This window comes from Pseudomonas sp. S30_BP2TU TE3576 (assembly GCF_050436025.1).
Classification (GTDB): Bacteria; Pseudomonadota; Gammaproteobacteria; order Pseudomonadales; family Pseudomonadaceae; genus Aquipseudomonas.
On record NZ_JBNDLK010000001.1, the window covers coordinates 1,294,369 to 1,315,918 of the forward strand.

Annotated in this window: 23 protein-coding genes, 1 tRNA gene and 1 pseudogene; 4 read left to right on the forward strand and 21 right to left on the reverse strand. The window is 58.9% G+C overall.

Annotation, left to right across the window (positions count from 1 at the left end; all coding sequences use genetic code 11):
- Positions 1-39: 39 nt before the first annotated feature.
- From ABIA48_RS05790 to ABIA48_RS05825, 8 genes and pseudogenes are all read right to left on the reverse strand, one after another.
- Positions 40-222: a hypothetical protein gene (locus ABIA48_RS05790; RefSeq protein ID WP_310062968.1), complete on the reverse strand. Its 183-nt coding sequence runs from the start codon at positions 220-222 to the stop codon at positions 40-42.
- Between the two features lie 16 nt (positions 223-238).
- Entirely contained in the window at positions 239-652 is a 414-nt protein-coding gene (locus ABIA48_RS05795; RefSeq protein WP_429487371.1) for a YMGG-like glycine zipper-containing protein, read from the reverse strand.
- 168 nt (positions 653-820) lie between these two features.
- A complete protein-coding gene (locus tag ABIA48_RS05800; RefSeq protein ID WP_007988063.1) occupies positions 821-1,189 on the reverse strand; it encodes a hypothetical protein in 369 nt (122 codons plus the stop codon).
- 10 nt (positions 1,190-1,199) lie between these two features.
- Complete coding sequence (locus ABIA48_RS05805) at positions 1,200-1,460, reverse strand: hypothetical protein (protein WP_429487372.1); 261 nt, start codon at positions 1,458-1,460, stop codon at positions 1,200-1,202.
- A 40-nt stretch (positions 1,461-1,500) separates the two neighbouring features.
- Positions 1,501-1,689 (reverse strand): hypothetical protein, encoded by a 189-nt coding sequence (locus ABIA48_RS05810; protein ID WP_033063424.1) that lies wholly within the window; start codon positions 1,687-1,689, stop codon positions 1,501-1,503.
- A 145-nt stretch (positions 1,690-1,834) separates the two neighbouring features.
- Positions 1,835-2,155: a YbjQ family protein gene (locus ABIA48_RS05815; RefSeq protein ID WP_310062963.1), complete on the reverse strand. Its 321-nt coding sequence runs from the start codon at positions 2,153-2,155 to the stop codon at positions 1,835-1,837.
- A 5-nt stretch (positions 2,156-2,160) separates the two neighbouring features.
- A pseudogene (locus tag ABIA48_RS05820) lies at positions 2,161-3,091 on the reverse strand (serine hydrolase).
- 163 nt (positions 3,092-3,254) lie between these two features.
- Positions 3,255-3,344 (reverse strand) — tRNA-Ser (locus ABIA48_RS05825).
- Between the two features lie 308 nt (positions 3,345-3,652).
- Between ABIA48_RS05825 and ABIA48_RS05830 the strand changes: the two genes are divergently transcribed.
- The 3 genes from ABIA48_RS05830 to ABIA48_RS05840 all read left to right on the forward strand — a co-directional run bounded on the left by ABIA48_RS05830 (position 3,653) and on the right by ABIA48_RS05840 (position 6,398).
- Positions 3,653-4,342, forward strand: coding sequence for a crotonase/enoyl-CoA hydratase family protein (locus ABIA48_RS05830; protein WP_429487373.1), 690 nt, complete (start codon positions 3,653-3,655; stop codon positions 4,340-4,342).
- Between the two features lie 214 nt (positions 4,343-4,556).
- Positions 4,557-5,279, forward strand: a complete 723-nt coding sequence (locus ABIA48_RS05835) for a lysophospholipid acyltransferase family protein (RefSeq protein ID WP_429487374.1) — start codon at positions 4,557-4,559, stop codon at positions 5,277-5,279.
- A 147-nt stretch (positions 5,280-5,426) separates the two neighbouring features.
- Positions 5,427-6,398: a magnesium and cobalt transport protein CorA gene (locus tag ABIA48_RS05840; RefSeq protein ID WP_429487375.1), complete on the forward strand. Its 972-nt coding sequence runs from the start codon at positions 5,427-5,429 to the stop codon at positions 6,396-6,398.
- A gap of 103 nt (positions 6,399-6,501) precedes the next feature.
- Here ABIA48_RS05840 and ABIA48_RS05845 read toward each other — a convergent pair whose 3' ends face one another.
- From ABIA48_RS05845 to ABIA48_RS05855, 3 genes are all read right to left on the reverse strand, one after another.
- Positions 6,502-7,230, reverse strand: a complete 729-nt coding sequence (locus ABIA48_RS05845) for an amidotransferase (RefSeq protein ID WP_429487376.1) — start codon at positions 7,228-7,230, stop codon at positions 6,502-6,504.
- A gap of 95 nt (positions 7,231-7,325) precedes the next feature.
- Positions 7,326-9,470: a 3-hydroxyacyl-CoA dehydrogenase NAD-binding domain-containing protein gene (locus tag ABIA48_RS05850; protein ID WP_429487377.1), complete on the reverse strand. Its 2,145-nt coding sequence runs from the start codon at positions 9,468-9,470 to the stop codon at positions 7,326-7,328.
- A 24-nt stretch (positions 9,471-9,494) separates the two neighbouring features.
- Positions 9,495-10,700 (reverse strand): acetyl-CoA C-acetyltransferase, encoded by a 1,206-nt coding sequence (locus ABIA48_RS05855; RefSeq protein WP_007988079.1) that lies wholly within the window; start codon positions 10,698-10,700, stop codon positions 9,495-9,497.
- A gap of 603 nt (positions 10,701-11,303) precedes the next feature.
- Here ABIA48_RS05855 and ABIA48_RS05860 point away from each other — a divergent pair.
- Positions 11,304-12,125: a c-type cytochrome gene (locus ABIA48_RS05860; protein WP_429487378.1), complete on the forward strand. Its 822-nt coding sequence runs from the start codon at positions 11,304-11,306 to the stop codon at positions 12,123-12,125.
- 123 nt (positions 12,126-12,248) lie between these two features.
- Here the strand turns inward: ABIA48_RS05860 and ABIA48_RS05865 are convergent, their stop codons facing one another.
- The 10 genes from ABIA48_RS05865 to ABIA48_RS05910 all read right to left on the reverse strand — a co-directional run bounded on the left by ABIA48_RS05865 (position 12,249) and on the right by ABIA48_RS05910 (position 21,353).
- Positions 12,249-13,058, reverse strand: coding sequence for a transglutaminase family protein (locus tag ABIA48_RS05865; RefSeq protein ID WP_429487379.1), 810 nt, complete (start codon positions 13,056-13,058; stop codon positions 12,249-12,251).
- Positions 13,055-14,005 (reverse strand): alpha-E domain-containing protein, encoded by a 951-nt coding sequence (locus ABIA48_RS05870; RefSeq protein ID WP_007988086.1) that lies wholly within the window; start codon positions 14,003-14,005, stop codon positions 13,055-13,057. Before ABIA48_RS05870 ends, ABIA48_RS05865 begins: the two co-directional genes overlap by 4 nt.
- Positions 14,006-14,017: 12 nt before the next feature.
- Positions 14,018-15,427, reverse strand: a complete 1,410-nt coding sequence (locus tag ABIA48_RS05875; protein WP_429487380.1) for a circularly permuted type 2 ATP-grasp protein — start codon at positions 15,425-15,427, stop codon at positions 14,018-14,020.
- A 367-nt stretch (positions 15,428-15,794) separates the two neighbouring features.
- Positions 15,795-16,139: a ribonuclease E inhibitor RraB gene (locus ABIA48_RS05880; RefSeq protein WP_053157306.1), complete on the reverse strand. Its 345-nt coding sequence runs from the start codon at positions 16,137-16,139 to the stop codon at positions 15,795-15,797.
- A 210-nt stretch (positions 16,140-16,349) separates the two neighbouring features.
- The gene (locus ABIA48_RS05885) at positions 16,350-16,583 is read right to left on the reverse strand and encodes a hypothetical protein (RefSeq protein ID WP_429487381.1); all 234 of its coding nucleotides are present in this window, start codon (positions 16,581-16,583) and stop codon (positions 16,350-16,352) included.
- A 176-nt stretch (positions 16,584-16,759) separates the two neighbouring features.
- The gene (gene speE, locus ABIA48_RS05890) at positions 16,760-17,635 is read right to left on the reverse strand and encodes a polyamine aminopropyltransferase (protein WP_007988095.1); all 876 of its coding nucleotides are present in this window, start codon (positions 17,633-17,635) and stop codon (positions 16,760-16,762) included.
- Positions 17,636-17,862: 227 nt separating this feature from the next.
- Positions 17,863-18,054: a PLD nuclease N-terminal domain-containing protein gene (locus tag ABIA48_RS05895; protein ID WP_277536054.1), complete on the reverse strand. Its 192-nt coding sequence runs from the start codon at positions 18,052-18,054 to the stop codon at positions 17,863-17,865.
- An 82-nt stretch (positions 18,055-18,136) separates the two neighbouring features.
- Positions 18,137-18,667 (reverse strand): hypothetical protein, encoded by a 531-nt coding sequence (locus tag ABIA48_RS05900; protein ID WP_429487382.1) that lies wholly within the window; start codon positions 18,665-18,667, stop codon positions 18,137-18,139.
- Between the two features lie 231 nt (positions 18,668-18,898).
- Positions 18,899-19,417, reverse strand: coding sequence for an ankyrin repeat domain-containing protein (locus ABIA48_RS05905; protein WP_429487383.1), 519 nt, complete (start codon positions 19,415-19,417; stop codon positions 18,899-18,901).
- A 97-nt stretch (positions 19,418-19,514) separates the two neighbouring features.
- Positions 19,515-21,353, reverse strand: a complete 1,839-nt coding sequence (locus ABIA48_RS05910; protein ID WP_429487384.1) for a long-chain-acyl-CoA synthetase — start codon at positions 21,351-21,353, stop codon at positions 19,515-19,517.
- Positions 21,354-21,550: the final 197 nt, after the last annotated feature.

The following is a 21,550-nucleotide window of genomic DNA, read 5'->3' on the forward strand; positions in this document are numbered from 1 at the left end:
ATCAGGGTGACAACCGGTCAATGAAACAACGAAGCTCAATCAATCTTCGTCCTCTTCCTCATCTTCAAAATCAATATTCCCCACATCGCCCGCATCATCAGCATCGTTCAGCGGTACCGTCGCATCATCCATCAGCGATCCCGGATCTTCATTGCCGGGATCGTTGATAGATGGCAGTCCGCTCGAGCCCTTTTCTTCCTTGCCTTCGCTTTTCGCAGTCATGGGATGCCTCGCTCAACTAGTGATGCTTTTTGTGGTGCTTGTTCGAGTGTTTATGACCACCACCGGAATGGGAATGGCCGCTGTCACTCCCCAGGTCATTGCCGACGGCACCGCCGGCTGCACCACCCAGGCCAGCACCGATGGCCGATCCGGTCGAACCTCCGAGACTGTTGCCAACCACCGATCCACCCGCCGCCCCCAAACCACCGCCTATCGCTGCCTCGGTACGACTGTGCTTGGGCGCGGCAATGGCACTACCGGCCGCTCCGCCGACACCTGCACCGACCGCTGCCCCCGTGCTGCCACCCACCTGCCCACCAACAACATTGCCCAGCACCCCACCCAGGCCACCGCCCACCGCGGCATCTCCATTACCTCCTGCCAGCGCCACCTGAGAAACCAGCAATCCAAAAACAATCGCTGGCAACATCAATCGCCGAGCACTCAGGCTACCGTTTTTTTTTGTTGTTGGTTTTCGGGATCATGGTACGCCTCACATTCTTCAGGGGTTTGGAGGATTTGAGCGGCTGCGGCGTAAAACGTTCATATATGAAAAAGCCCGGCATCAAGCCGGGCTCTTTTAAACGCTCAATCAGGATCAGTGACGCTTGTGACCGTTGGCCAGGTTGCTACCCACGCCGCCACCCAATGCACCGCCAAGACCTGCACCGATAGTGGCACCGGACTTGCCGCCGAGGCTATTGCCGATCACCGAACCACCGGCCGCGCCGACACCGCCACCGATAGCAGCGCTGGTGCGATGACCTTTTTTGGCGGCAACTGCGCTGCCCGCCGCGCCAGCGACACCTGCACCAATCGCTGCGCCAGTGCTGCCGCCCATTTTCTGGCCGACTACGTTACCCAATGCGCCGCCCAAACCACCGCCCAACGCGGCAGTGCCGTCGCCAGCCATTGCACCTTGAGCAACCAGAAGCCCCAGAACCAGAGCGGGCAGAGTTAAACGCATGACAAAAACCTCAAAAAATAGGGGTAAACAAAAAGGGGGCGAGATTGAATGCTTTTGCGCGGATAAAGTCCAGCACGCCGGTCCAACTTCGCGATTGGCGACGGTTGGACAGCATTTTTGGAAAAGGTTTTATGACGGACAAAAAAAAGCCCGCTGGGGAAACGGGCCAGGTGTTGCTTTCTAACGGATGAGTGGAGAGTACGGAGGATGCTGTGAAAACTTTGTGAAAGAAATCCCGTTTAAAAAACTTGTCATAAAAACCCTCAGGCATGAAAAACCCCGCTCGAAGGCGGGGTTCGCTAGCAGGTCAATTACTTCCTGACCGGTGCCGTAACCTTGGGTAAAAACTTGCCCTTCAGTACCCGGCACGCTCTGGTTTTGATCTTGTCGACCTCCGTCTGATCTTCACCGAAGCTGGCCACATACTGGGTCTGGCCGCACTGCACATAGTTGTTGATGGGAAATTCAGCCCCGTCGTCTTCGATATACGGATCAGCCATCTCTTCACCCCTCGTAAAAACGCGATCGACACCGGCAAGCCCTTTGCCTGAAGAAATATCGATCGCCAAGGTTTTCCAGACTAGCCGGTCACTACCGGACTTGCCGTTCAGATTCCCCCATCCCCGACGAATGGCCTCCATCCACTCAGCTGAGCTTGACTGCAGTCCCGGTCACAAACACCACCACCATCCCGCCCTTGCCGGCCGGCATGCTGATCTCATAATCAAGCCCGACCACTGCGTCCGCCTGAAGCGCCCGCGCCCGCTCCTTGATCTCATCGGTGGCCTGAATACGTGCTTCCTTCAACGCTCGCTCCAGTGTCTGGGAGCGTCCGCCGAAAAAGTCGCGCATCCCGGCAAACACGTCACGAACGACGTTGATCCCTTGCACCGACTCGGCGCTGACGATGTCCAGGTAGGCAGTTATTTGTCGACCTTCAATGGAATGGGTTGTAGTGGTGATCATGGGTTTTAATTCCTGTTCAGATATTCAGCCAACGCATCAAACGCCGGCAAGGTGACGGGATCGTTGGCCGAGTTGCTGGCCACCGGATGGGATGCGTAGCGGACGATAACCATCTCGGCCTTCGGGTCAACATAGATGCGCTGCCCATGAACCCCACGCGCCATGAACGCCCCCGCCCGCCTTCTCCGTCACCCACCACATCGACCGATAACTCCAGTCTTTGAGCAATATGTACCCCGCCTTGGCATGGGCCCAGACCTCGGCGTTCGGGTCCGCATAGTCCTCGCTGTATTTGAGGCCCGTGGTCATGTCGAGCACTTGCCGTACCGTGGCACTGCCAAACGCAGAATCCGTCAGTTCCGGTACATATTCGGCAACCCGCTTGCTGGCATCGAGACGTCCCTCCACCACCAACATGGCTCCCAATGTGCCGACCACAGACTTGGTCACCGACATCGCGGCGTGCTGGCCGTCCGGTTTCAACACGCCGAAGTAACGCTCGTAGACAACTTTCCCGCGGTGCATCACCACAATGCCATCGGTGTAAGTGGCCACGAGAGATTGTTCCCAGGTCATCGGCGCCCTGGCACCAAGTGGGACAAAACTGATCCCGTCGATATCTTTGCGTAGCGCTATCTCTAGTGGGACCGGTGCGACAAGGCCGCGCGAAACATCGATCGTCGGCATCAATTGCCGAAAGTTCGAAACACTCCAGCGCATTGCCGGAAACTGGAAATAGCTACCGTCTTCAAAACGCACGGTGCGATCAGCGGGGGGTGGAGAACCGACCATCCAGCCCAGCCTGGCGGGGTCACTGGCTTGAGCGTCGGGAAAAGTTGCAGGGGCGGATGCGAGGGCCAGTGATGACAGGGCAACAATCGAAACAGCCGCGATAACCTTGGCTGCACCGCGAAAGCCGGCGCGAGAATTGAGCATTATGTCGATTCCGTTCGAAGAGACTGGGCAGTCTAACAGCCGGATCGGCTTGGTGACCGCCTGTACGGTAGATGCCTCTGTCTCTTGTTTGCCGAAACTCAAACCCTAAAAACACAAAACCCCTGGCTTCTTTCGAAACCAGGGGTTTTGTTTACATCGAATTTGGCGGTGAAGGAGAGATTCGAACTCTCGATACAGTTTCCTGTATACACACTTTCCAGGCGTGCTCCTTAAGCCACTCGGACACTTCACCGTATCTCTTCAAACATGTTCTGTCTGTCGAGGCGCGCTAATGTAGTCGAAAGCTTTTCCGATGGCAAACATTTTTTTCAGAATTTTCATGCGCTTAACGCGATTCAACGTTTCCGGTCGCTCCGGGCCATGGCAAACCGGCCAATATCCGGCTTCGTGCCCTCTTCTATATAGAGGGGAATGCGCAGCAGGCACGGCGGGCTGCGCCTGGCGGGCAGGCAAAGGGTGACTGGCGGGTCAGTCACGGCGCTTTACCTGGCCTGCGGCGGTGGGTAACGTCTGCCCAACTTTACTGAAAGGATTAGCGTCATGAGTGAGTTGATTTCCTACCATCTCGAAGACGGTATCGCGACCCTGACCTTGAGCAATGGCAAGGTCAATGCCATCTCCCCGGATGTGATTGCCGCGTTCAACGCTGCGCTGGATCAGGCGGTGACTGATCGTGCAGTGGTGATCATTACCGGCCAGCCGGGCATTCTCTCCGGCGGATATGACCTGAAGGTGATGACTGCCGGCCCTAAAGAAGCCGTGGCGCTGGTGACCTCCGGCTCGACACTGGCCCGCCGCTTGCTGTCGCACCCCTTCCCGGTGATCGTCGCGTGCCCGGGGCATGCGGTGGCCAAGGGTGCGTTTCTGTTGTTGTCGGCCGACTATCGCATCGGCGTCGACGGTGCGTTCAGCATTGGTCTGAACGAAGTGCAGATTGGCATGACAATGCACCACGCGGGCATCGAGATCGCACGCGATCGCCTGAGCAAAGTCGCGCTGCAGCGCTCCGTGGTCAATGGTGAGATGTTCAATCCACAAAGCGCCGTGGCTGCCGGTTTCCTTGATGTGGTGGTGTCGGCCGAGGAACTGCAAGGCGCAGCGCTGGCGGCGGCACGCCAGTTGAAGAAGATCAACATGACCGCGCACAAGAACACCAAATTGAAAGTGCGCAAAACGCTGCTGGAGGCCCTGGACAACGCGATCATCCAGGACCAGGAACATCTGGTTTAACTCCGGATCTGCAACAACGAAAAGCCCGACCGTCGTGTCGGGCTTTTTCATACGTATTGCGGTTAAACGTCTGTAACCGCTCTAGACCGCGTCTGACCCATAAGTCGGAAACATCAGCACAAACATCGGCTATCTCCCACTTCCCTGGCAGCAATTGCCGAAAACAGTGCACATCCGTACACTGCGCCACCTTTTGTCCCGGTGGGGCCTGTAAATGCTGTTTTTGTTTCGTATGTCATTGATGGGCCTGCACTTTATCGTGGCGGGTGTGCTGGGTGTGACTCTCGGCCTGTGCCGGCCGTTCAACCCGGACAACAGCCGCTTGTGCGCACGCCTGTATGCCTGGCCGGCCATGTGTATTTTGCGTTTGCGGGTGAAGGCCGAAGTCGGACCGTTGATGGACAAACCTGACAGCTGCGTGATCGTCGCCAATCATCAATCCAACTACGACCTGTTTGTGTTTGGCAACGTGGTGCCCCGTCGTACCGTGTGCATTGGCAAAAAAAGCCTGAAATGGGTGCCGCTGTTCGGGCAGTTGTTCTGGCTGGCCGGCAATGTGCTGATTGACCGTGGCAATGCGCACAAGGCGCGCCAATCGATGTTGACCACCACCCACACCCTGCAAAACAAAGACACTTCGATCTGGGTTTTCCCGGAAGGCACGCGCAACCTGGGAGAGGACTTGCTGCCCTTTAAGAAAGGCGCCTTCCAGATGGCCATTGCCGCCGGGGTGCCGATCGTGCCGGTGTGTGTCAGTAGTTACGTCAAACACATGCGATTGAACCGCTGGCGCAGTGGGAAAATTCTGATTCGCTCGTTGCCGGCGATTCCCACCGCCGGATTGAGCCTGGACGACATGCCCATGCTGATTGCCCAGTGCCGCGAGCAGATGCGTGAATGCATCGAATCGATGGACCGGCAACTGCAAGCTGCCTGAATGAAACCCGCCAAGTGCGGGTTTTCTTTTGCCCCTGAACTCTGCAGATTTAGCTGACTCTCAAGCATCGCCAAGGCTAAGCTGAACAATGCCTGCCATTGCGTTTATCGCTAATAGAAAGCTGCCAATAAGAAGTGAACCACCATCATGGGTAGAGTTGTTGCTGCTGCGGTTTATAGCGCCGGTAAGAGAGTCACCAATATCACCCTCGACGAAGGCGCAGCCTGGGCGGCAAAGCCAGGGCACTTTGTCTGGATCGGCCTCGAGGAGCCGAACGCCGAGGAACTCTACAATCTGCAACGCCAGTTCAACCTGCACGAACTGGCCATCGAAGACGCCCTGGAAAAGCACAGCCGGCCGAAGCTGGAAACCTTCGGCGATGCACTGTTCATCGTGACGTATTCGCCCATCCGCCATGAAGGCAAACTCGAGTTCATCGAGACGCATATCTTTGCCGGCAATGGCTACATCATTACGGCGCGCAACGGTCACTCCGCGTCCTACGCCCATGTCCGACAACGCTGTGAGGCGCGTCCGCTATTGCTTGAGCACGGGGAAGATTTCGTACTCTATGCCATCCTCGATTTTGTGATCGAGAACTACCAACCGATGGGCGAAGCCATTCACGGGGAAATCGATGAACTGGAGCGCAACGTGTTGTGCGGCGTGCTGAATGACTACGACATCCAGAAGCTGCATGGCCTGCGTCGTGATGTTTTGCGCTTGCGTCGTTATGTGGCACCGATGATTGAGATAGGAGAGGAACTGCAGAGGCTGAGTTTCCCGTTCATCGACAAGAATATGCGGCCGTACTTTCGCGATGTGCAGATTCATGTGACGCGGCAGATGGAAGACCTGACGACGCTGGCGGATATTGCCAGCCAGACGATTGAGGTCGGGGTGCTGTTGGAGGCCTCACGCCAGAGCGTGGTGCAACGCAAGTTTGCGGCCTGGGCGGCGATTCTGGCCTTCCCGACGGCGGTGGCGGGGATCTACGGGATGAACTTCCAGAACATGCCGGAGTTGAACTGGCAATACGGCTACTTCGGGGTGCTAGGGTTTATTACAGTGGGTTGCTTGGGGTTGTGGGCGAGTTTCAAGAAGTCCGGTTGGCTGTAGGACAGTGTACCCACAGTGAAAACCGGTTGCCCCATTCGCGAGCAAGCCCGCTCCCACCTGTTGATCGCATTTCAATGTGGGAGCGGGCTTGCTCGCGATGCTTTCAGCCTTTGACAGCTGCCGGCTTATGCGCGACAAACCGCATCATCCACTCGGCAACCGTGGTGCCGTGGTGTTCCTGTTCCAGGCTCGCGATACCTTTGGAGTAGACCTGCTCGCCCAGTGCCTGCTGGCGAATCTCCAACAGGGCGCGGGAGTAGTCGTGGATGAATTCCGGATGCCCCTGGAAGCACAGCACCTGATCGTTGATGTGGTAGGCGGCATACGGGCAGAAATCGCTGGAAGCGATGACCGTGGCGTTTTCCGGCAGCGTCGTGACCTGATCCTGGTGGCTGATCAGCAACGTCAGTTCTTCGCGCACCGGGCTCATCCATGGCGCCTTGGCGGCCATTTTGTACTTGTGCGTGCCGACGCCCCAGCCCTGGGTGGCGCGTTCGCTCTTGCCACCGAGCAGCAGTGCCAGCAACTGATGGCCGAAGCAGACGCCCAACAACTTGTCGCCGCGCTCGTAGCGGGCCAGCAGATATTTCTTGAGGGTTTCGATCCACGGGTCGGTGCCGAAGGAGTCAGCCTTGCTGCCCGTCACCAGGTAGGCGTCGAACGCCAGGTCGTCGCTTGGGTATTCACCCTGCACCACGTTGTAGACAGTGAACTCGGCGGCAATCGGCTGCTGCGAAAACAGGTGTTTGAACATCTGCCCGTAGCCCTGATATTGGTCAACCAATTCCGGACGCAGGTGGTCGGTTTCCAGAATGCAGATGCGTAACGACATAAAAAATACCTGACACGTGATGGGAATAATGCACACCCCAGAGCCTGCCTCGAAACACCGTGACAAGGCAAGCCCCGAAATGCGTCATCGCCCCCTTAGAACGTCTCCCCTTTGGCTGCCTTATCCAGCAGCAATGCGGGTGGCGCGAACCGCTCGCCATATTGCTTGGCCAGATACTGCGCCCGGGCGACAAAGTCCTGCACGCCGTACTGGTTGATAAATTGCAACGCTCCGCCGGTCCAGGCGGCAAAACCGATACCGAAGATCGAGCCAACGTTGGCATCCGCCGTCGAGGTCAACACGCCCTCCTCCACACAGCGCACGGTTTCGATGGCTTGCACGAACAGCAGGCGATCTCGCACGTCCTTCGGCGAAATCTGCCCGTCGGTTTTCTCGAAGCGGGTTTTCAACTCAGGCCACAGGTGTTTCTGGCCGCCCGCCGGATACTCGTAGAAACCTCCACCGGCAGCCTTGCCCGGACGCTTGAACTCATTGAGCAGCACGTCAATCACGGTAAATGCCGGATGTTCTATCAGCGTTTTCCCTTCAGCTTGCAGGTCCTTGGCGGTTTGCAGGCGGATATGGCTCATCAGGCTGAGGGAAACTTCGTCAGAGATCGCCAGCGGTCCTACAGGCATGCCGGCTTTGCGCGCTTCAGTCTCGATCATCGCTGCGTTGACGCCTTCGCCCAGCATGGCAATGCCTTCGTTGGTGAAGGTGCCAAACACCCGCGACGTGAAGAAACCGCGGCTGTCATTGACCACAATCGGGGTTTTCCTGATTTGCAGGACGTAATCGAATCCGCGGGCCAGAGTTTCGTCGCTGGTATTGGCGCCCTTGATGATTTCCACCAGCGGCATTTTTTCCACGGGGCTGAAAAAATGCAGGCCGATGAACTTGCTCTGGTCGGGTACGGCGCACGCCAGGCCGCTGATCGGCAAGGTCGAGGTATTGGAGGCGATCACGGCGTGCGCACCGACGACCTTCTGCGCCGCCAACGAGACCTTGGCCTTCAAGTCACGATCCTCGAACACGGCCTCGATGATCAGGTCGCAACCGGCCAGGTCGGCATCGCTTTCGGTGGTTTGAATGCGCGCCAGCACCGCGTCACGTTGCTCGATGCTCATTTGTCCGCGAGCGACTTTCTTGTCCAGCAGCGCCGCCGAATGCGCCTTGCCCTTCTCTGCCGCGGCGAGGGTGATGTCCTTGAGCACCACATCGATACCCGCCGATGCGCTGACAAACGCGATACCGGCGCCCATCATCCCGGCGCCGAGCACGCCGACCTTGCGAGTGACATAAGGCGCAAAACCTTGAGGCCGCGAGCCACCGGCATTGATTTCATTGAGCTGGAACCAGAACGTACCTATCAGGTTTTTCGAAATCTGGCCGGTGGTCAACTCGGTGAAGTAGCGGGTTTCGATCAGATGCGCGGTATCGAAATCCACCTGGGCGCCCTCCACCGCCGCGCACAGGATCTTCTCCGGCGCGGGCATCGTGCCCTGGGTTTTGCTGCGCAGGATCGACGGTGCAATCGCCAGCATCTGGGCGACTTTCGGACTTGATGGTGTGCCGCCCGGAATCTGGTAGCCCTTCACGTCCCAGCGCTGCACCGCCGCCGGATTGGCGAGAATCCACGCCCTCGCCTTGGCCAACAGGTCTTCGTGATCGGTCGCCAGTGCGTCGATCAATCCTGCCTGCAACGCCTGTTGTGGTCGCACCCTCTTGCCTTCAAGCAGATAAGGCAGGGCTTTTTCCAGGCCGAGCATACGCACCATGCGCACCACGCCTCCGCCGCCCGGCAGCAGGCCGAGGGTGACTTCCGGCAGGCCGAGTTGCACCGACGGGTTGTCCAGCGCCACGCGGTGATGGCAGGCCAGGCAGATTTCCCAGCCGCCACCCAATGCGGCGCCATTGATCGCGGCAACCACTGGCTTGCCGAGGGTTTCCACGGTGCGCAACTGGCCCTTGAGGCTCAGCACCATGTCATAGAAGGCTTTCGCCTGGGGCTTGTCGACCTTGATCAGTTCATTGAGGTCGCCGCCAGCGAAGAAAGTCTTCTTGGCCGAGGTGATGATCACTCCGGCGATGTTGTCCTTGTCGGCCACCAGCCGCGCAACGCAGTCAGCCATGGCCTCGCGGTACACCGCGTTCATGGTGTTGGCGCTCTGGCCCGGCAAGTCGATGGTCAGGACGACGATTTGGTCCTGGCCTTTTTCGTAACGAATGGCTTCGTTCATAACGAGATTCCTTGAAGTCCGGGCTCAGAGGCGTTCGATGATGGTGGCAATGCCCATGCCGCCGCCGACACACAGGGTCGCGAGGCCATAACGCAGGCGTCGGGCTTCCAGTTCATCCAGCAGTGTGCCGAGAATGGCGCACCCGGTGGCACCCAGCGGATGGCCCATGGCGATTGAGCCGCCATTGACATTGACCTTGTCCGGATCGACGGCCATGTCCTTGATGAATTTCAATACCACCGAAGCGAACGCCTCGTTGACCTCGAACAGATCGATGTCCTCGACCCGCAGCCCGGCCTTGGCCAGTGCCTTGCGGGTCGCGGGGGCGGGGCCGGTGAGCATGATGGTCGGATCGGTGCTGGTGACCGCCGTGGCGACGATCCGCGCCCGTGGCTGCAAGCCCAGCGCCCGGCCCTTGGCTTCGGAGCCGATGAGCATCAGCGCCGCGCCATCGACAATCCCGGAGCTGTTGCCGGGGGTGTGCACATGATTGATCCGCTCGACATGGCTGTAGACCCGCAGCGCGGTGGCATCGAACCCCATCTGCCCCATCATCTCGAAACTCGGCTTGAGTTTGCCCAGGCCTTCCAGGGTCGAATCGGCGCGGATGAACTCATCGTGATCGAGCAGGATGATGCCGTTCTGGTCCTGCACCGGCACCAGCGACTTGCTGAACGAACCGTCGGCCCGGGCCCGCGCAGCCTTTTGCTGGGAATGCAGCGCGTAGGCATCGACATCCTGACGGCTGAAGCCTTCAAGGGTGGCGATCAGGTCGGCGCCCACGCCCTGTGGCGTGAAGTGACTGTGCAGGTTGGTTTCCGGGTCCAGCGCCCAGGCCCCGCCATCGCTGCCCATCGGCACCCGGGACATCGACTCGACACCGCCGACCACCACCAGGTCTTCAAAACCGGAGCGCACTTTCATCGCGCCGAGGTTGACCGCTTCCAGCCCCGAAGCACAGAAACGGTTGATCTGTACCCCCGCCACACTGACATCCCAATCGGCCACCTGAGCAGCGGTTTTGGCGATGTCGGAGCCTTGATCGCCAATCGGCGTCACGCAGCCGAGCACCACGTCATCGACCTGGCTGGTGTCCAGAGCCGTGCGCTGTTGCAGTGCGGTGAGCAAACCGGCCACCAGGTTCACCGGTTTGACGCTGTGCAAGGCGCCATCGGCCTTGCCTTTGCCACGGGGCGTGCGTAACGCGTCGAAAATCAATGCTTGGGTCATGACGTCCTCGAACCGCAGTGCAGGTGGGTAAATACCGAGTGCTCACTCTTGGCCCGACTCACGTTTGATTCAATGACCGCAGCGCTCACAGACGTTGACGCTGACGCTCAGACGGACGGTAGTCAGCTACCGGATTAACCGATTCAGGACACCAAGCTGTCTAGCCAACGGGCGCCAAAGAAGCTGGCAATAGGCCTCATTCCTTTTTTAAAGCAAATCGTAACAACACCATACGAAATGGATCTAAACCAAGCGCTGCGCGGCCTCTAAGGTGAACTTGTACGAAGTTGTCGTCGGGTTTTGCCGAGGCGCTCGTCACTACAGGAAGTGCAACGCGCTGCCATCATGGAGATATGCAGGCAGGCATCAGGAAATAACAAAAAAGGCGGTCAAGCCATGTTCAAACAATCGAAAGTACGTCAAGCCGGACTCATCCTTTTCGCCACCACGCTGTTGTTGATATTGCCGAACCTGACCAAGGTGATCGGCTAGTCGCGTCTAAAAGATACGGCGTCACGGTTTTTGAATTGCCACTATCAAAATGTGACTGGCCCGCTACCCGGGCCAGCGTGGCTGTGCCAATCTTTGCGGCACTTGCACGACATGGACGGCGATCACTTGAAAATGCTCATTCTGCTCGGGGCCCTGCTGTTCGGCTCGCCCCTGTATGCCGCACAGCTGAACCTGGAGCTGGGCGCGAACAGTCGCACCTGGCAGACCGAGGAACTGCTCAAGCATCCTCAAGTCCAGACCATCGACATCAACAACGACGTTTCCTACAAACGGGACATGAGTTACCGCGCAGTGCCACTGTCCGCACTGCTGACCGGCATCAAGCCCGACGACCACCTGCAAGCCGTGGCCCTGGATGGCTTTGCCGCCGAAATGGCCGCGGCGCCGCTGCTCAATACCCAGGGTGCCCGGGCCTGGCTGGCGATTGAAGACCCGGCCAAACCGTGGCCACCGCTAGCAGAAGGCAAGCCGGGCGCCGGGCCGTTCTATCTGGTCTGGGCCAATCCGCAGGCTGGCAATATCAGCCCCGAACAATGGCCGTTCCAGGTGGCGAGCATCAAACGCCTGGCGCCCGTGGCCGAGCGTTTTCCCGCCCTGCTGCCCGATCCGGCCCTGAAGGCGGATGATCCGGTGAACAAGGGTTTTGCGTTGTTCCAGAAGAACTGCCTGGCGTGTCATCGACTCAATGGTGCCGGGGACGCGCAGTTCGGGCCGGACCTGAATATTCCGTACAACCCGACCGAGTACTTCGGCGCGGACTTCCTCAAGCGCTACATTCGCGACCCACAGAGCTTGCGCCAGTGGCCACAGGCGAAGATGCCCGGGTTCTCGGCCGAGGTATTGCCGGATGGGGATCTGGGGATGTTGGTGGGGTATTTGAAGCATATGGTTGGGCGTAAGATTCAGCACTAGCACTGACATGATCCCTGTGGGAGCGAGCTTGCTCGCGATAGCGGTGTGTCAGTCACGGTAGTATCGACTGAAAGGTCGCCATCGCGAGCAAGCTCGCTCCCACGGGATTTTGCAGGCCTCTGATTATTGCTGCTGCACCGAAATCACCGGAGCGGGTGTCGGTGACACCAGCACCTTGGCATGCATCTGCTCACACCCGCCGCCCCGGCGCATACCCCGTACCGGGCAGGCATCCAGATAATCCAGGCCCACCGCCAGTTTCAGATGGCGTTCCGGCCGGGCCAGTTCATTGGTCACGTCGAAGCTGTACCAGGCATCATCCAGCCAGGCTTCAGCCCAGGCATGACTGGCCAGGTGTTCGCTGTTTTCGCTGTACAGATACCCCGACACATATCGAGCCGGAATGCCCAGGCTGCGGGTGCAGGCAAGAAACGCATGGGTGTGGTCCTGACACACGCCGGAACGCCCGGCAAACGCCTTGGCCGCGCTGGTGTCGACTTCCGTAGAGCCCGGCGTGTAGGTCATATGCTGGTTGAGCCCATGCATCAGATCGATCAGTGCCGTGCGATCGCGGCGTTGCTTGCATTCCTTCTCGGCGAACGCACGCAGGGCGGCGTCAGCTTCAGTCAAACGGGTGAAACGCAGAAACGGCAGTGCCGACTGGCTCTCGTGTTCGGCCTCACGCCATTCATCGATATCGACCTGGCCACGGGCGCCGATGATGATCGCCTCGTGGGGCTCATCCATGGTCAGCACATGCAGAATATTGCCGAACGGATCGAGTTGCGCGCGCACCGGGCGCGGCAGGTCGAGCTGCCAACTGAGCACGTGCTGGCGCTCGCTGTCGTGGGGAGTCAGTCGCAGGTACTGGATGCTCGCCCGCACCTGGTCTTCGTAGTGATAGGTGGTCTCGTGGCTAATGGAAAGTCTCATGCGGCCTCCAGATAAGAACTGTGAATCGCGTTACCCAACTGGCGCACCAGCGGGATGAACTCGGTCAGCCAGGCGTGCAGGCCTTCTTCGAGAATTTCATGGATGCCGGTGTAGCGCAGGCGTGCGTCCATTTCTGCCGCCAGGCGCTGTGCAGGACGACCGTTGGCCCCCGGCAATTGCGCGAGGATCAGGTCGATTTCTTCGGTGCAGGCGCGCAGGGATCGCGGCACATCGGCACGCAGCAACAGCAATTCGGCGACATGCCGGGCGCCGGGGGCGTCGCGGTAGATTTCCGTGTACGCCTCGAACGACGACAACGCCCGCAGCAACGCGCTCCATTGGTAATACGCATGGGCAGTGCCATCGCTGACCGCTGCGGCCTGATCGCCAGCCATTTCGTAGCGGGCATCGAGCAGGCGCAAGGTGTTGTCCGCCCGTTCGATAAAGGTCCCCAGACGAATGAAGCGAAACGCATCGTTACGCATGATGGTGCCGTAGGACGCACCCCGGAACAGGTGGGAACGTTCCTTGATCCACTCGCAGAAACGGCTCATACCGTAGCGACTGAGTCCCTGTTCGGCGATACCGCGAATTTCCAGCCAGGTGGCGTTGATGTTTTCCCACATGTCGGCGGTGATGCGCCCACGCACCGCATGGGCGCTGGCCCGTGCGGCACCGAGGCAGCTGTAGATGCTCGCCGGGTTGGCCGCATCCAGAGCGAAGAAATGCAGCAGCCGTTCGGCATGCAGTTCGCCATGGCGCTCCAGGTAATCGTCCAAGGTGCCGGTGATCAACAGCGGCATGGCCAGTTCGTGCAAACCGTCGCCACGACCGTCCTGCGGCATCAGCGACAGCGAATAACTGATGTCGAGCATCCGTGCGAGGTTTTCCGCCCGCTCCAGGTAACGCGACATCCAATACAAATCCGAGGCAGTTCTACTTAACATGGCAGGCTTCCTTTAATCCTCGACCACCCAGGTGTCCTTGGTTCCGCCACCCTGGGAGGAGTTGACCACCAGGGAGCCTTCGCGCAGGGCGACACGGGTCAAACCGCCGGGCACGACCCGGGTTTCGCGACCCGACAAGACAAACGGCCGCAAGTCGATGTGGCGTGGCGCGATGCCGTTTTCGACAAAGGTCGGACAGGTCGACAGCGACAGCGTCGGTTGCGCGATGTACGCGTGGGGCTTGGCGATGATGCGCGCACGGAAGGCTTCGATTTCCGCCGCCGTCGCCGCCGGCCCCACCAGCATTCCGTACCCGCCAGAGCCTTGGGTTTCCTTGACCACCAGTTCTGGGAGATTGGCCAGCACATGGGACAGTTCAGATGGATTACGGCATTGCCAGGTCGGCACGTTCTTCAGGATCGGTTCTTCATCCAGGTAGAAACGGATCATGTCGGTAACAAACGGATACACCGACTTGTCGTCCGCCACCCCGGTGCCGATGGCATTGGCCAGCACCACGTTGCCGGAACGGTAGGACGACAGCAGCCCAGGCACGCCGAGCATCGATTCCGGATTGAAGGCCAGCGGATCGAGGAAGGCGTCATCGAGGCGACGATAAATCACGTCGACCGCTTTCGGCCCGTCGGTGGTGCGCATGTAGACCTTGTCGTCACGCACGAACAGGTCAGCGCCCTCCACCAGTTCCACGCCCATTTCCCGCGCCAGGAACGCATGCTCGAAGAACGCACTGTTGAAGCGCCCCGGCGTCAGCACCACCACGCTCGGGTTATCGATGGGGCTTGAGCTTTTCAGGGTGTCGAGCAGCAGGTTCGGATAATGGTCGATAGGGGCGATGCGTTGCGCCGCGAACAGTTCGGGGAACAGGCGCATCATCATCTTGCGGTCTTCGAGCATGTAGCTGACGCCGCTCGGTGTTCGCAGATTGTCTTCGAGCACGTAGTAGGTGCCGTCGCCGTCGCGCACCAGGTCGACGCCGGAGATGTGCGAATAAATATCGCGGTGCAGGTCCAGCCCCTGCATTGCCAACTGGTACTGCTCGTTGGCCAGCACCTGCTCGGCCGGAATGATCCCGGCCTTGATAATGCGCTGCTCGTGATAGAGGTCGGCGAGGAACATGTTCAACGCCTTGACCCGCTGGATGCAACCGCGCTCGACAATCCGCCATTCGCTGGCGGGGATGCTGCGGGGGATGGTGTCGAAGGGAATCAGGCGCTCTGTGCCCTGCTCGTCCCCGTAAAGCGTGAAGGTAATCCCGGCGCGATGAAACAACAGATCGGCCTCGCGTCGCCGTTGTGCCAGAAGCTCATCAGGCGTCTCGGCCAGCCAACGGGCAAACTCCCGATAATGCGGGCGGACCTGGCCGCCGGCATCGTACATCTCATCAAAATAGGTGCGGTTCATGCCGTACTCCTTGTCACTCGGACGTCCAGACCTTCGCAAGGCCCGTGCCAGCGGCATAAATGCTTTGATATCAATCAGTTGGATAATTAATGCGTATGTACCGCACCATTCCTGTGCGGCAAATGCTCCAATCTGATCGCCCCCGCTTCATTGCAAGGCGTGGTTATCGCCTATCACCAGCATAGCCAGAGTTGATTTCACTGCCCGGTAACGGTTGCGGATAATCCAGGCATTCGCTGAAAAGCTCACCGAACTTCCCTTTTAGCCGCCTGCCCAGGCGGCTTTTTTTGCTGATGTTCAATGCCCCAAAATGAAAACGGCCAACCCGAAGGTCAGCCGTCATTGCCGGTTGTCACTGTTCATAAGGTTATGCGAGTCGCCCTCGTACCTCCTGTTTCACACCCCAGCCTTCGATAATGCCGCCCAGCGGCTCGACTACCGCTTCGAAACCCTGTTCGAAGTCGCCGATGTCGTCGTAGGTGGCATACATGACTTTGCTCAACTCCAGCGCCCAGGCGCCATCGTCGCGCACACTGATTTGCGCATTCAGGGATTCACCACGGTGGAAATGACCTGCCGCCCTGCGTGCCCGCTCCTCGTCCGGGAAAATGGCGTAGAACTCGATGGGATGAAACCGTGAAAAGTCAAAACCGCCTTCTTTCATGCGGCGCAGCACGCTGCTGCTGATGTCTTCTTGATAGGCTGTGCTCATGAAACGTCCTCCTCAAAACGATGGATAGACTTTCCGTACTCCCTCACCCGCAACCGAACAGCGCGAGCGACGGCAACCAATGAGCCGGCGGGAAACAAGCATGGAGCTGACAAGACCAGACCTTAGCGATTCAATCGCTGATCTCGCTTGCAGAGTAGCCTCAAGATAGAGCCTCTGCCAAGGTCTGGATGTGAATGCGACAGGTGTCGTTCAGATTGGAGAAATATCGAGGATTTGAATGCTGTTCTGGAACTTGAGTTCTTTGACGCACGCATCGGCGGTCCGCCCCTCCAGATCGTTCAGATCCAGTTCGGCGACGACAGGAAGAAACCGGGCCTTGATGAGCCTGGCGGCACGCTCGTAGTCCGGGCGCTCGATGCACTCAAAGACCTCGTCGACGGTTTCGCCATGATCATCCACGAAAGTGACCTTCCACTTTTGCATTGCAGCCTCCTCGATAAAACCCATGGATGGGTTTACCTCTATCTCGACCTTGTTAGCTGGCCGATTGTTCCGCCGCAATTCAGTGTGGGAGCGGGCTTGCTCGCGAAGAGGGTGTGTCAGCCAGCAACTCTGTCAACTGACACACCCTCTTCGCGAGCAAGCCCGCTCCCACAAGATCAGTCGTTGCTTGGCTTGTTCACTGCCTGCAACACGTACTGCGGCAGGGCGAAGGCGCCGATGTGAATTTCAGGATTGTAGTAGCGAGTGACGATGCCGCTGCCCGTGAAACGCTGTTGCAGGGTTTCGCGGGACAACTTGCGATAAGCGGTATTAGTGGCGCCCCAGGCGAAGGTCATCGAGCCGCCGATGTAGGTCGGCACGGCGGCCTGGTAGAAGTGCCAGTCCGGGAACAGGCTGCGCAGGCGACCAGCGGTAGTCTTCACTTCTTCGATCTGCATGAACGGCGTGCCGTTCTGGGTCACCAGGATGCCGCCTTCGTTCAGGCAGCGGCGGCAGGCCTGGTAGAAGTTTTCCGAGAACAGCACTTCGCCCGGCCCGATCGGGTCAGTGGAGTCGGAAATGATCACGTCGAATTTTTCAGTGGTGGTGGCGACGAAACGCATGCCGTCGTCGATCACCAGGTTCAGGCGCGGATCATCGAATGCACCCTTGGAGTGATTCGGCAGGAATTCCTTGCACATGTCGACCACGGTGCCGTCGATCTCGACCATGGTGATGTGTTCGACACTGCGGTGCTTGGCCACTTCACGCAACATGCCGCCATCGCCGCCGCCGATGATCAACACGCGCTTGGCGGTGCCATGGGCGAGGATCGGCACGTGGGTGAGCATTTCGTGGTAGATGAATTCGTCGGCTTCGGTGGTCTGGATTACGCCATCCAGTGCCATGACCCGGCCCATGCGCGGGTTTTCGAAGATCACCAGGTGCTGGTGTTCGGTGCGCACTTCGTGCAGCAGTTTTTCCATGCGAAAACGCTGGCCGTAGCCTTCGTAGAGGGTTTCCAGGTAGTCGCTGGTCGGGGTGTTGCTCATGGGAAGTGCTCCGATGAATGCGGGTGGCAACGGACGGTTACCCGCCCATGATGGCCATTCGTTCGTCTCGAATGACCGGGAAAGGCGCGCATTCTACGTCGCGGAAGATGACAGGTCGAATGTGGGAGCGGGCTTGCTCGCGAAGGCGTAGTGTCAGTCGCTATCAATGTTGACTGATTCACCGCTTTCGCGAGCAAGCCCGCTCCCACAGGTTCGGTGTCGTTTGTTCAGATCCGGACATTGCCCCGCGGCCCGGCGATGGCCCAGATAATCAGTCCCAGCACTGGCAATAGCGCAATCAACAACACCCAAAGGATTTTCATCCCGGTCTCGGCGCTACTTTTGAACACGTTGACGATGGCCCAGATATCCAGAGCAAAAATGATCAAGGCAACCAGGCTGTTGAACGTGGAACCCATGGTGACGCTCCTGAAGAGTGATATGCCCTCTTAGGATAGACGGTCGTCGCGAGGGTTCCCTTTTATTGACAGTGTCTGGCTATCAGACGTGGATGGCCACTTTCAGGGCTTCCAGGGACGGCGCGGCTGCGATGCCAACTTCGGCGCACAATTCCAGCACCCGTGGCACGTCGTTGCCGTAGACCAGTACCACCTGCAACTCGTCATCGAGCAACTGGCTGAAGTTCATCAGCGTATAGCCACCGTTTTCCTTGTTCAGGCTGCTCATCTGCACCTGGATGCGGTTGAGCGCGGTCAGGGCTTCGGTCTTGGCCAGTTGCTTGGGTTTGAGATTGAACTCCACTCCCGGGCCAAACGAAGCGACGATCCGGGCGAACAGATCCATGTAGGTGTCAGCCTGGAACAGCACCGTTTCCGGCAGGCTGCCGACCACCACCCACTCACCCAGCGGGATCGGGAAGCTGTCGTCGTAGTTGATGTCCGGGTTGGCGGCCAGAAAGGTATCCGGATCGGCGTAGGCCTGGGCCGCTTCGTCTGCGACCTTGAGAATTTCGTCTTCGCCCATGCACCCGGAGCTGATTTTGCTGATAAGTTCGACGAGTGCGGCTTTCATGGGGCGGATCCTGTAGCGAGAGGAATTTTGAGGGCGCGAAGGATAGCGCATAAAGCAGACGCTGCGGACCTTGTGGCGAGGGGGCTTGCCCCCGTTGGGTCGCGAAGCGGCCCCAAATTCAGACGATGTGATTTGTCAGACAGACCGAGCTGAATGGATTTGCGACTGCTACGCAGCCGAACGGGGGCAAGCCCCCTCGCCACAAAAGCCCCGTAGCCATAGGGTTCAGCGTCAGCCCAGCAGTTTTTCCAGCTGCGCAACCGTATCGGCAGCGCCCATGGTTTTAGCCGCTTCCAGCGCGGTGATGCCATTGGCGTCCTTGGCTTTCGGGTCAGCACCCTTGCTGATCAGGTAGTCGACCACTTCGACGCGGTTGAACATTGCCGCCATCATCAGCGCCGTGCGGCCATCGAAGGACGAGCCTTCAACCTGTGCACCGCCGTCGACCAAGGCCTTGATCACCGCCAGGTCGCCCTTGAAGGCGGCCCCGGCAATCGGGCTCTGGCCATTGTCGTTGCGGATCTCCGGGTCGGCCTTGTGCTCCAGCAGCACTTTAACCGTGTCTACATGACCGTGATACGCGGCCAGCATCAGCAACGTATCGCCCTTGTGGTTACGCAGGTTCGGCGGCAAACCCTTGGTCAACAGCGCAGCCATCATCGCCGCATCACCCTCCCGAGCCTTGTTGAATACCTGTTCGGTGAATTCGGCGGCTTCTTCGGGGGTCATCTGGCGGCTTTTGTCTGACATTGGGCACTCCAATTTCTGTCATTCGTAAAAGCCGACAGTTTCCCGAGCACTCCCGGCACTGTCACTTGTTTTTTCTCATGGACCGCCATAGCCAGATTCAATAGCGGTACTTGCCGCCGTGAATGTCAGACAACAACTGCTCCGTGACCTGCACGTAGGTCTGGGTCCCCGGCAACCAGGCATAGATCGGGTCATCACCGGTTTTACCCGGATCGAAGGCCTCGTCCTTGAGTCGGGTCTTCTGATATTTGAAAGTCCCGGTGGTTTCCATTTTCACTTTCACCCGCAGAAACAACGGCACCGCATAGGCCGGCATTTGCTGGCGGGCAAAGGCCAGCAGTTCGCTGAAGTCCAGGGTCGCCAGGGATTCGGCGGGGGTAATCGCCGCCATCCCGGCCCGGCCATTGGTGTTGTGGATTTCCACGCCATAGGCGACGGCTTCGGAAATATGCGGATGTTGCAGGAGGATGTTTTCCACCTCCGTGGTCGAGACGTTTTCGCCCTTCCAGCGGTAGGTGTCACCCAGGCGGTCGACAAACTGCGCATGCCCAAAGCCGATGTTGCGCAACAGGTCACCGGTGTTGAAGTAGCGGTCGCCCTTCTCGAACACATCGTGGAGCACGACCCTGGCGGTTTTCTGCGGATCGGTGTAGCCATCCAGCGGCGCCTTGTCGTCGATTTTCGCCAGCAACAACCCCTGCTCGCCCTTGGCGACCTTGCGCATCAGGCCCTTGGCATCACGAATCGGTGCACCGCTGTCGTGGTCGTATGCGACCAGCTCCCAGCGCATCAGGGAAAAACCGATGGTGTTGTCGAAGTTCAGAATGTTGGTGAAACCGATGTTGCCGTCGCTGGCGGCGTACAGCTCGCAAATGTGACTCACCGCAAAGCGGGTCTTGAACTCGTTCCAGGCGCCGGGACGCAAGCCGTTGCCGATCATCTTCTTCACGTCGTGCCGGTTGTCGTCGGCGCTGGGTGGTTGATCGACCAGGTAGCGGCACAGTTCGCCGACATAACCGATGGTGGTCGCCCGGTACTTGCGCACGTCGTTCCAGAATTGACTGGCGCTGAACTTGCGGCGGATGGCGAACCCGCTGGCACCACTGACGGCCGAACCCCAGCACACGCAAAGCCCCGTGGCGTGGTACAGCGGCAAGGTGCAATAAACGACATCGTCCGCACGCATGTCCAGGGCGATCATGCCGAAACTCGCGGAGCTGCGCATCCAGCGACCGTGCTTGAACACGCCCGCCTTGGGCAGCCCCGTGGTGCCCGAGGTGTAGATGTAAAAGCACGGATCGTCGAAGAAAATCTGCTGGCTGCTGGCCGGGTTGTCACTGGCGCCATCAAGACTGACGGTCATCAGGTTGATGAAACCTTCAGGTGCGATGCCCGGTTGGCGAGAGGTGTCCTGATCGGCGACGAACCAGGTCCGCTCGGCCTTGATCGACACCCGGTCACGAACCGCCAGGTACGCCGGGACCAACTCCTCCCCGACAATGATCGCCGCCGGCGCCACCAGATTCACACTGTGCACCAGGGTGTCGCGGGTCTGTGAGGTATTGAGCAACGCGCTGATCGCGCCGACCTTGGCCACCGCCAGAATCGTCACCAGCAGTTCGGGGCGGTTCTCGATGAAGACCGCCACCACATCACCCTTGCCGATGCCTTGGCCGATCAAGTGATGGGCGATGCGGTTGGCCCATTGGTTGACCTCGCAATAACTGAGCGTTACCTCGCCTTGCAACAGCGCCGGGCCATCCGGGTTGCGCAGGGTGGCTTGCTCGAAACTCCAGCCCAAACCACACGCCTGGGTCGGGTCCTTGACGTTGGCGACCTTCATGCCCTTCACCACCCGAGGGATGGCTTTGGCAATGGAAGGCAACTTGCGGAGCATCATGCCCCAGGTAATCGTGTCGTTTGACGTGCGGCTCATGATGCTCCCGTTCGATCTTTTTATTGTCGGGCTGCGATGACTGAATCCGAAAATACGTCAACGGTTCTTGAGCTGTACACGCGGTTTTTGAAATGTTTTGTATCCGCGATCTTGATCCGCAACAACGGTGTGAAAAATCGTGATCTCACCCACGCCAATTGGTTCCATCGAGTCGCCGACGTACCTGCAAAATGCAG

What these genes read in the sequence shown, in the direction of transcription:
- ABIA48_RS05865 (WP_429487379.1), bottom strand. Translation starts at nt 13,058, where the DNA reads ATGAGACTTTCCATTAGCCACGAGACCACCTATCACTACGAAGACCAG.
- ABIA48_RS05800 (WP_007988063.1), bottom strand. Translation starts at nt 1,189, where the DNA reads ATGCGTTTAACTCTGCCCGCTCTGGTTCTGGGGCTTCTGGTTGCTCAA.
- ABIA48_RS05840 (WP_429487375.1), top strand. Translation starts at nt 5,427, where the DNA reads ATGGGTAGAGTTGTTGCTGCTGCGGTTTATAGCGCCGGTAAGAGAGTC.
- ABIA48_RS05880 (WP_053157306.1), bottom strand. Translation starts at nt 16,139, where the DNA reads ATGAGCACAGCCTATCAAGAAGACATCAGCAGCAGCGTGCTGCGCCGC.
- ABIA48_RS05835 (WP_429487374.1), top strand. Translation starts at nt 4,557, where the DNA reads ATGCTGTTTTTGTTTCGTATGTCATTGATGGGCCTGCACTTTATCGTG.
- ABIA48_RS05885 (WP_429487381.1), bottom strand. Translation starts at nt 16,583, where the DNA reads ATGCAAAAGTGGAAGGTCACTTTCGTGGATGATCATGGCGAAACCGTC.
- ABIA48_RS05875 (WP_429487380.1), bottom strand. Translation starts at nt 15,427, where the DNA reads ATGAACCGCACCTATTTTGATGAGATGTACGATGCCGGCGGCCAGGTC.
- speE (WP_007988095.1), bottom strand. Translation starts at nt 17,635, where the DNA reads ATGAGCAACACCCCGACCAGCGACTACCTGGAAACCCTCTACGAAGGC.
- ABIA48_RS05870 (WP_007988086.1), bottom strand. Translation starts at nt 14,005, where the DNA reads ATGTTAAGTAGAACTGCCTCGGATTTGTATTGGATGTCGCGTTACCTG.
- ABIA48_RS05810 (WP_033063424.1), bottom strand. Translation starts at nt 1,689, where the DNA reads ATGGCTGATCCGTATATCGAAGACGACGGGGCTGAATTTCCCATCAAC.
- ABIA48_RS05910 (WP_429487384.1), bottom strand. Translation starts at nt 21,353, where the DNA reads ATGAGCCGCACGTCAAACGACACGATTACCTGGGGCATGATGCTCCGC.
- ABIA48_RS05860 (WP_429487378.1), top strand. Translation starts at nt 11,304, where the DNA reads ATGGACGGCGATCACTTGAAAATGCTCATTCTGCTCGGGGCCCTGCTG.
- ABIA48_RS05905 (WP_429487383.1), bottom strand. Translation starts at nt 19,417, where the DNA reads ATGTCAGACAAAAGCCGCCAGATGACCCCCGAAGAAGCCGCCGAATTC.
- ABIA48_RS05815 (WP_310062963.1), bottom strand. Translation starts at nt 2,155, where the DNA reads ATGATCACCACTACAACCCATTCCATTGAAGGTCGACAAATAACTGCC.
- ABIA48_RS05805 (WP_429487372.1), bottom strand. Translation starts at nt 1,460, where the DNA reads ATGCCTGAGGGTTTTTATGACAAGTTTTTTAAACGGGATTTCTTTCAC.
- ABIA48_RS05845 (WP_429487376.1), bottom strand. Translation starts at nt 7,230, where the DNA reads ATGTCGTTACGCATCTGCATTCTGGAAACCGACCACCTGCGTCCGGAA.
- ABIA48_RS05900 (WP_429487382.1), bottom strand. Translation starts at nt 18,667, where the DNA reads ATGAAAGCCGCACTCGTCGAACTTATCAGCAAAATCAGCTCCGGGTGC.
- ABIA48_RS05830 (WP_429487373.1), top strand. Translation starts at nt 3,653, where the DNA reads ATGAGTGAGTTGATTTCCTACCATCTCGAAGACGGTATCGCGACCCTG.
- ABIA48_RS05850 (WP_429487377.1), bottom strand. Translation starts at nt 9,470, where the DNA reads ATGAACGAAGCCATTCGTTACGAAAAAGGCCAGGACCAAATCGTCGTC.
- ABIA48_RS05795 (WP_429487371.1), bottom strand. Translation starts at nt 652, where the DNA reads ATGTTGCCAGCGATTGTTTTTGGATTGCTGGTTTCTCAGGTGGCGCTG.
- ABIA48_RS05855 (WP_007988079.1), bottom strand. Translation starts at nt 10,700, where the DNA reads ATGACCCAAGCATTGATTTTCGACGCGTTACGCACGCCCCGTGGCAAA.
- ABIA48_RS05790 (WP_310062968.1), bottom strand. Translation starts at nt 222, where the DNA reads ATGACTGCGAAAAGCGAAGGCAAGGAAGAAAAGGGCTCGAGCGGACTG.
- ABIA48_RS05895 (WP_277536054.1), bottom strand. Translation starts at nt 18,054, where the DNA reads ATGGGTTCCACGTTCAACAGCCTGGTTGCCTTGATCATTTTTGCTCTG.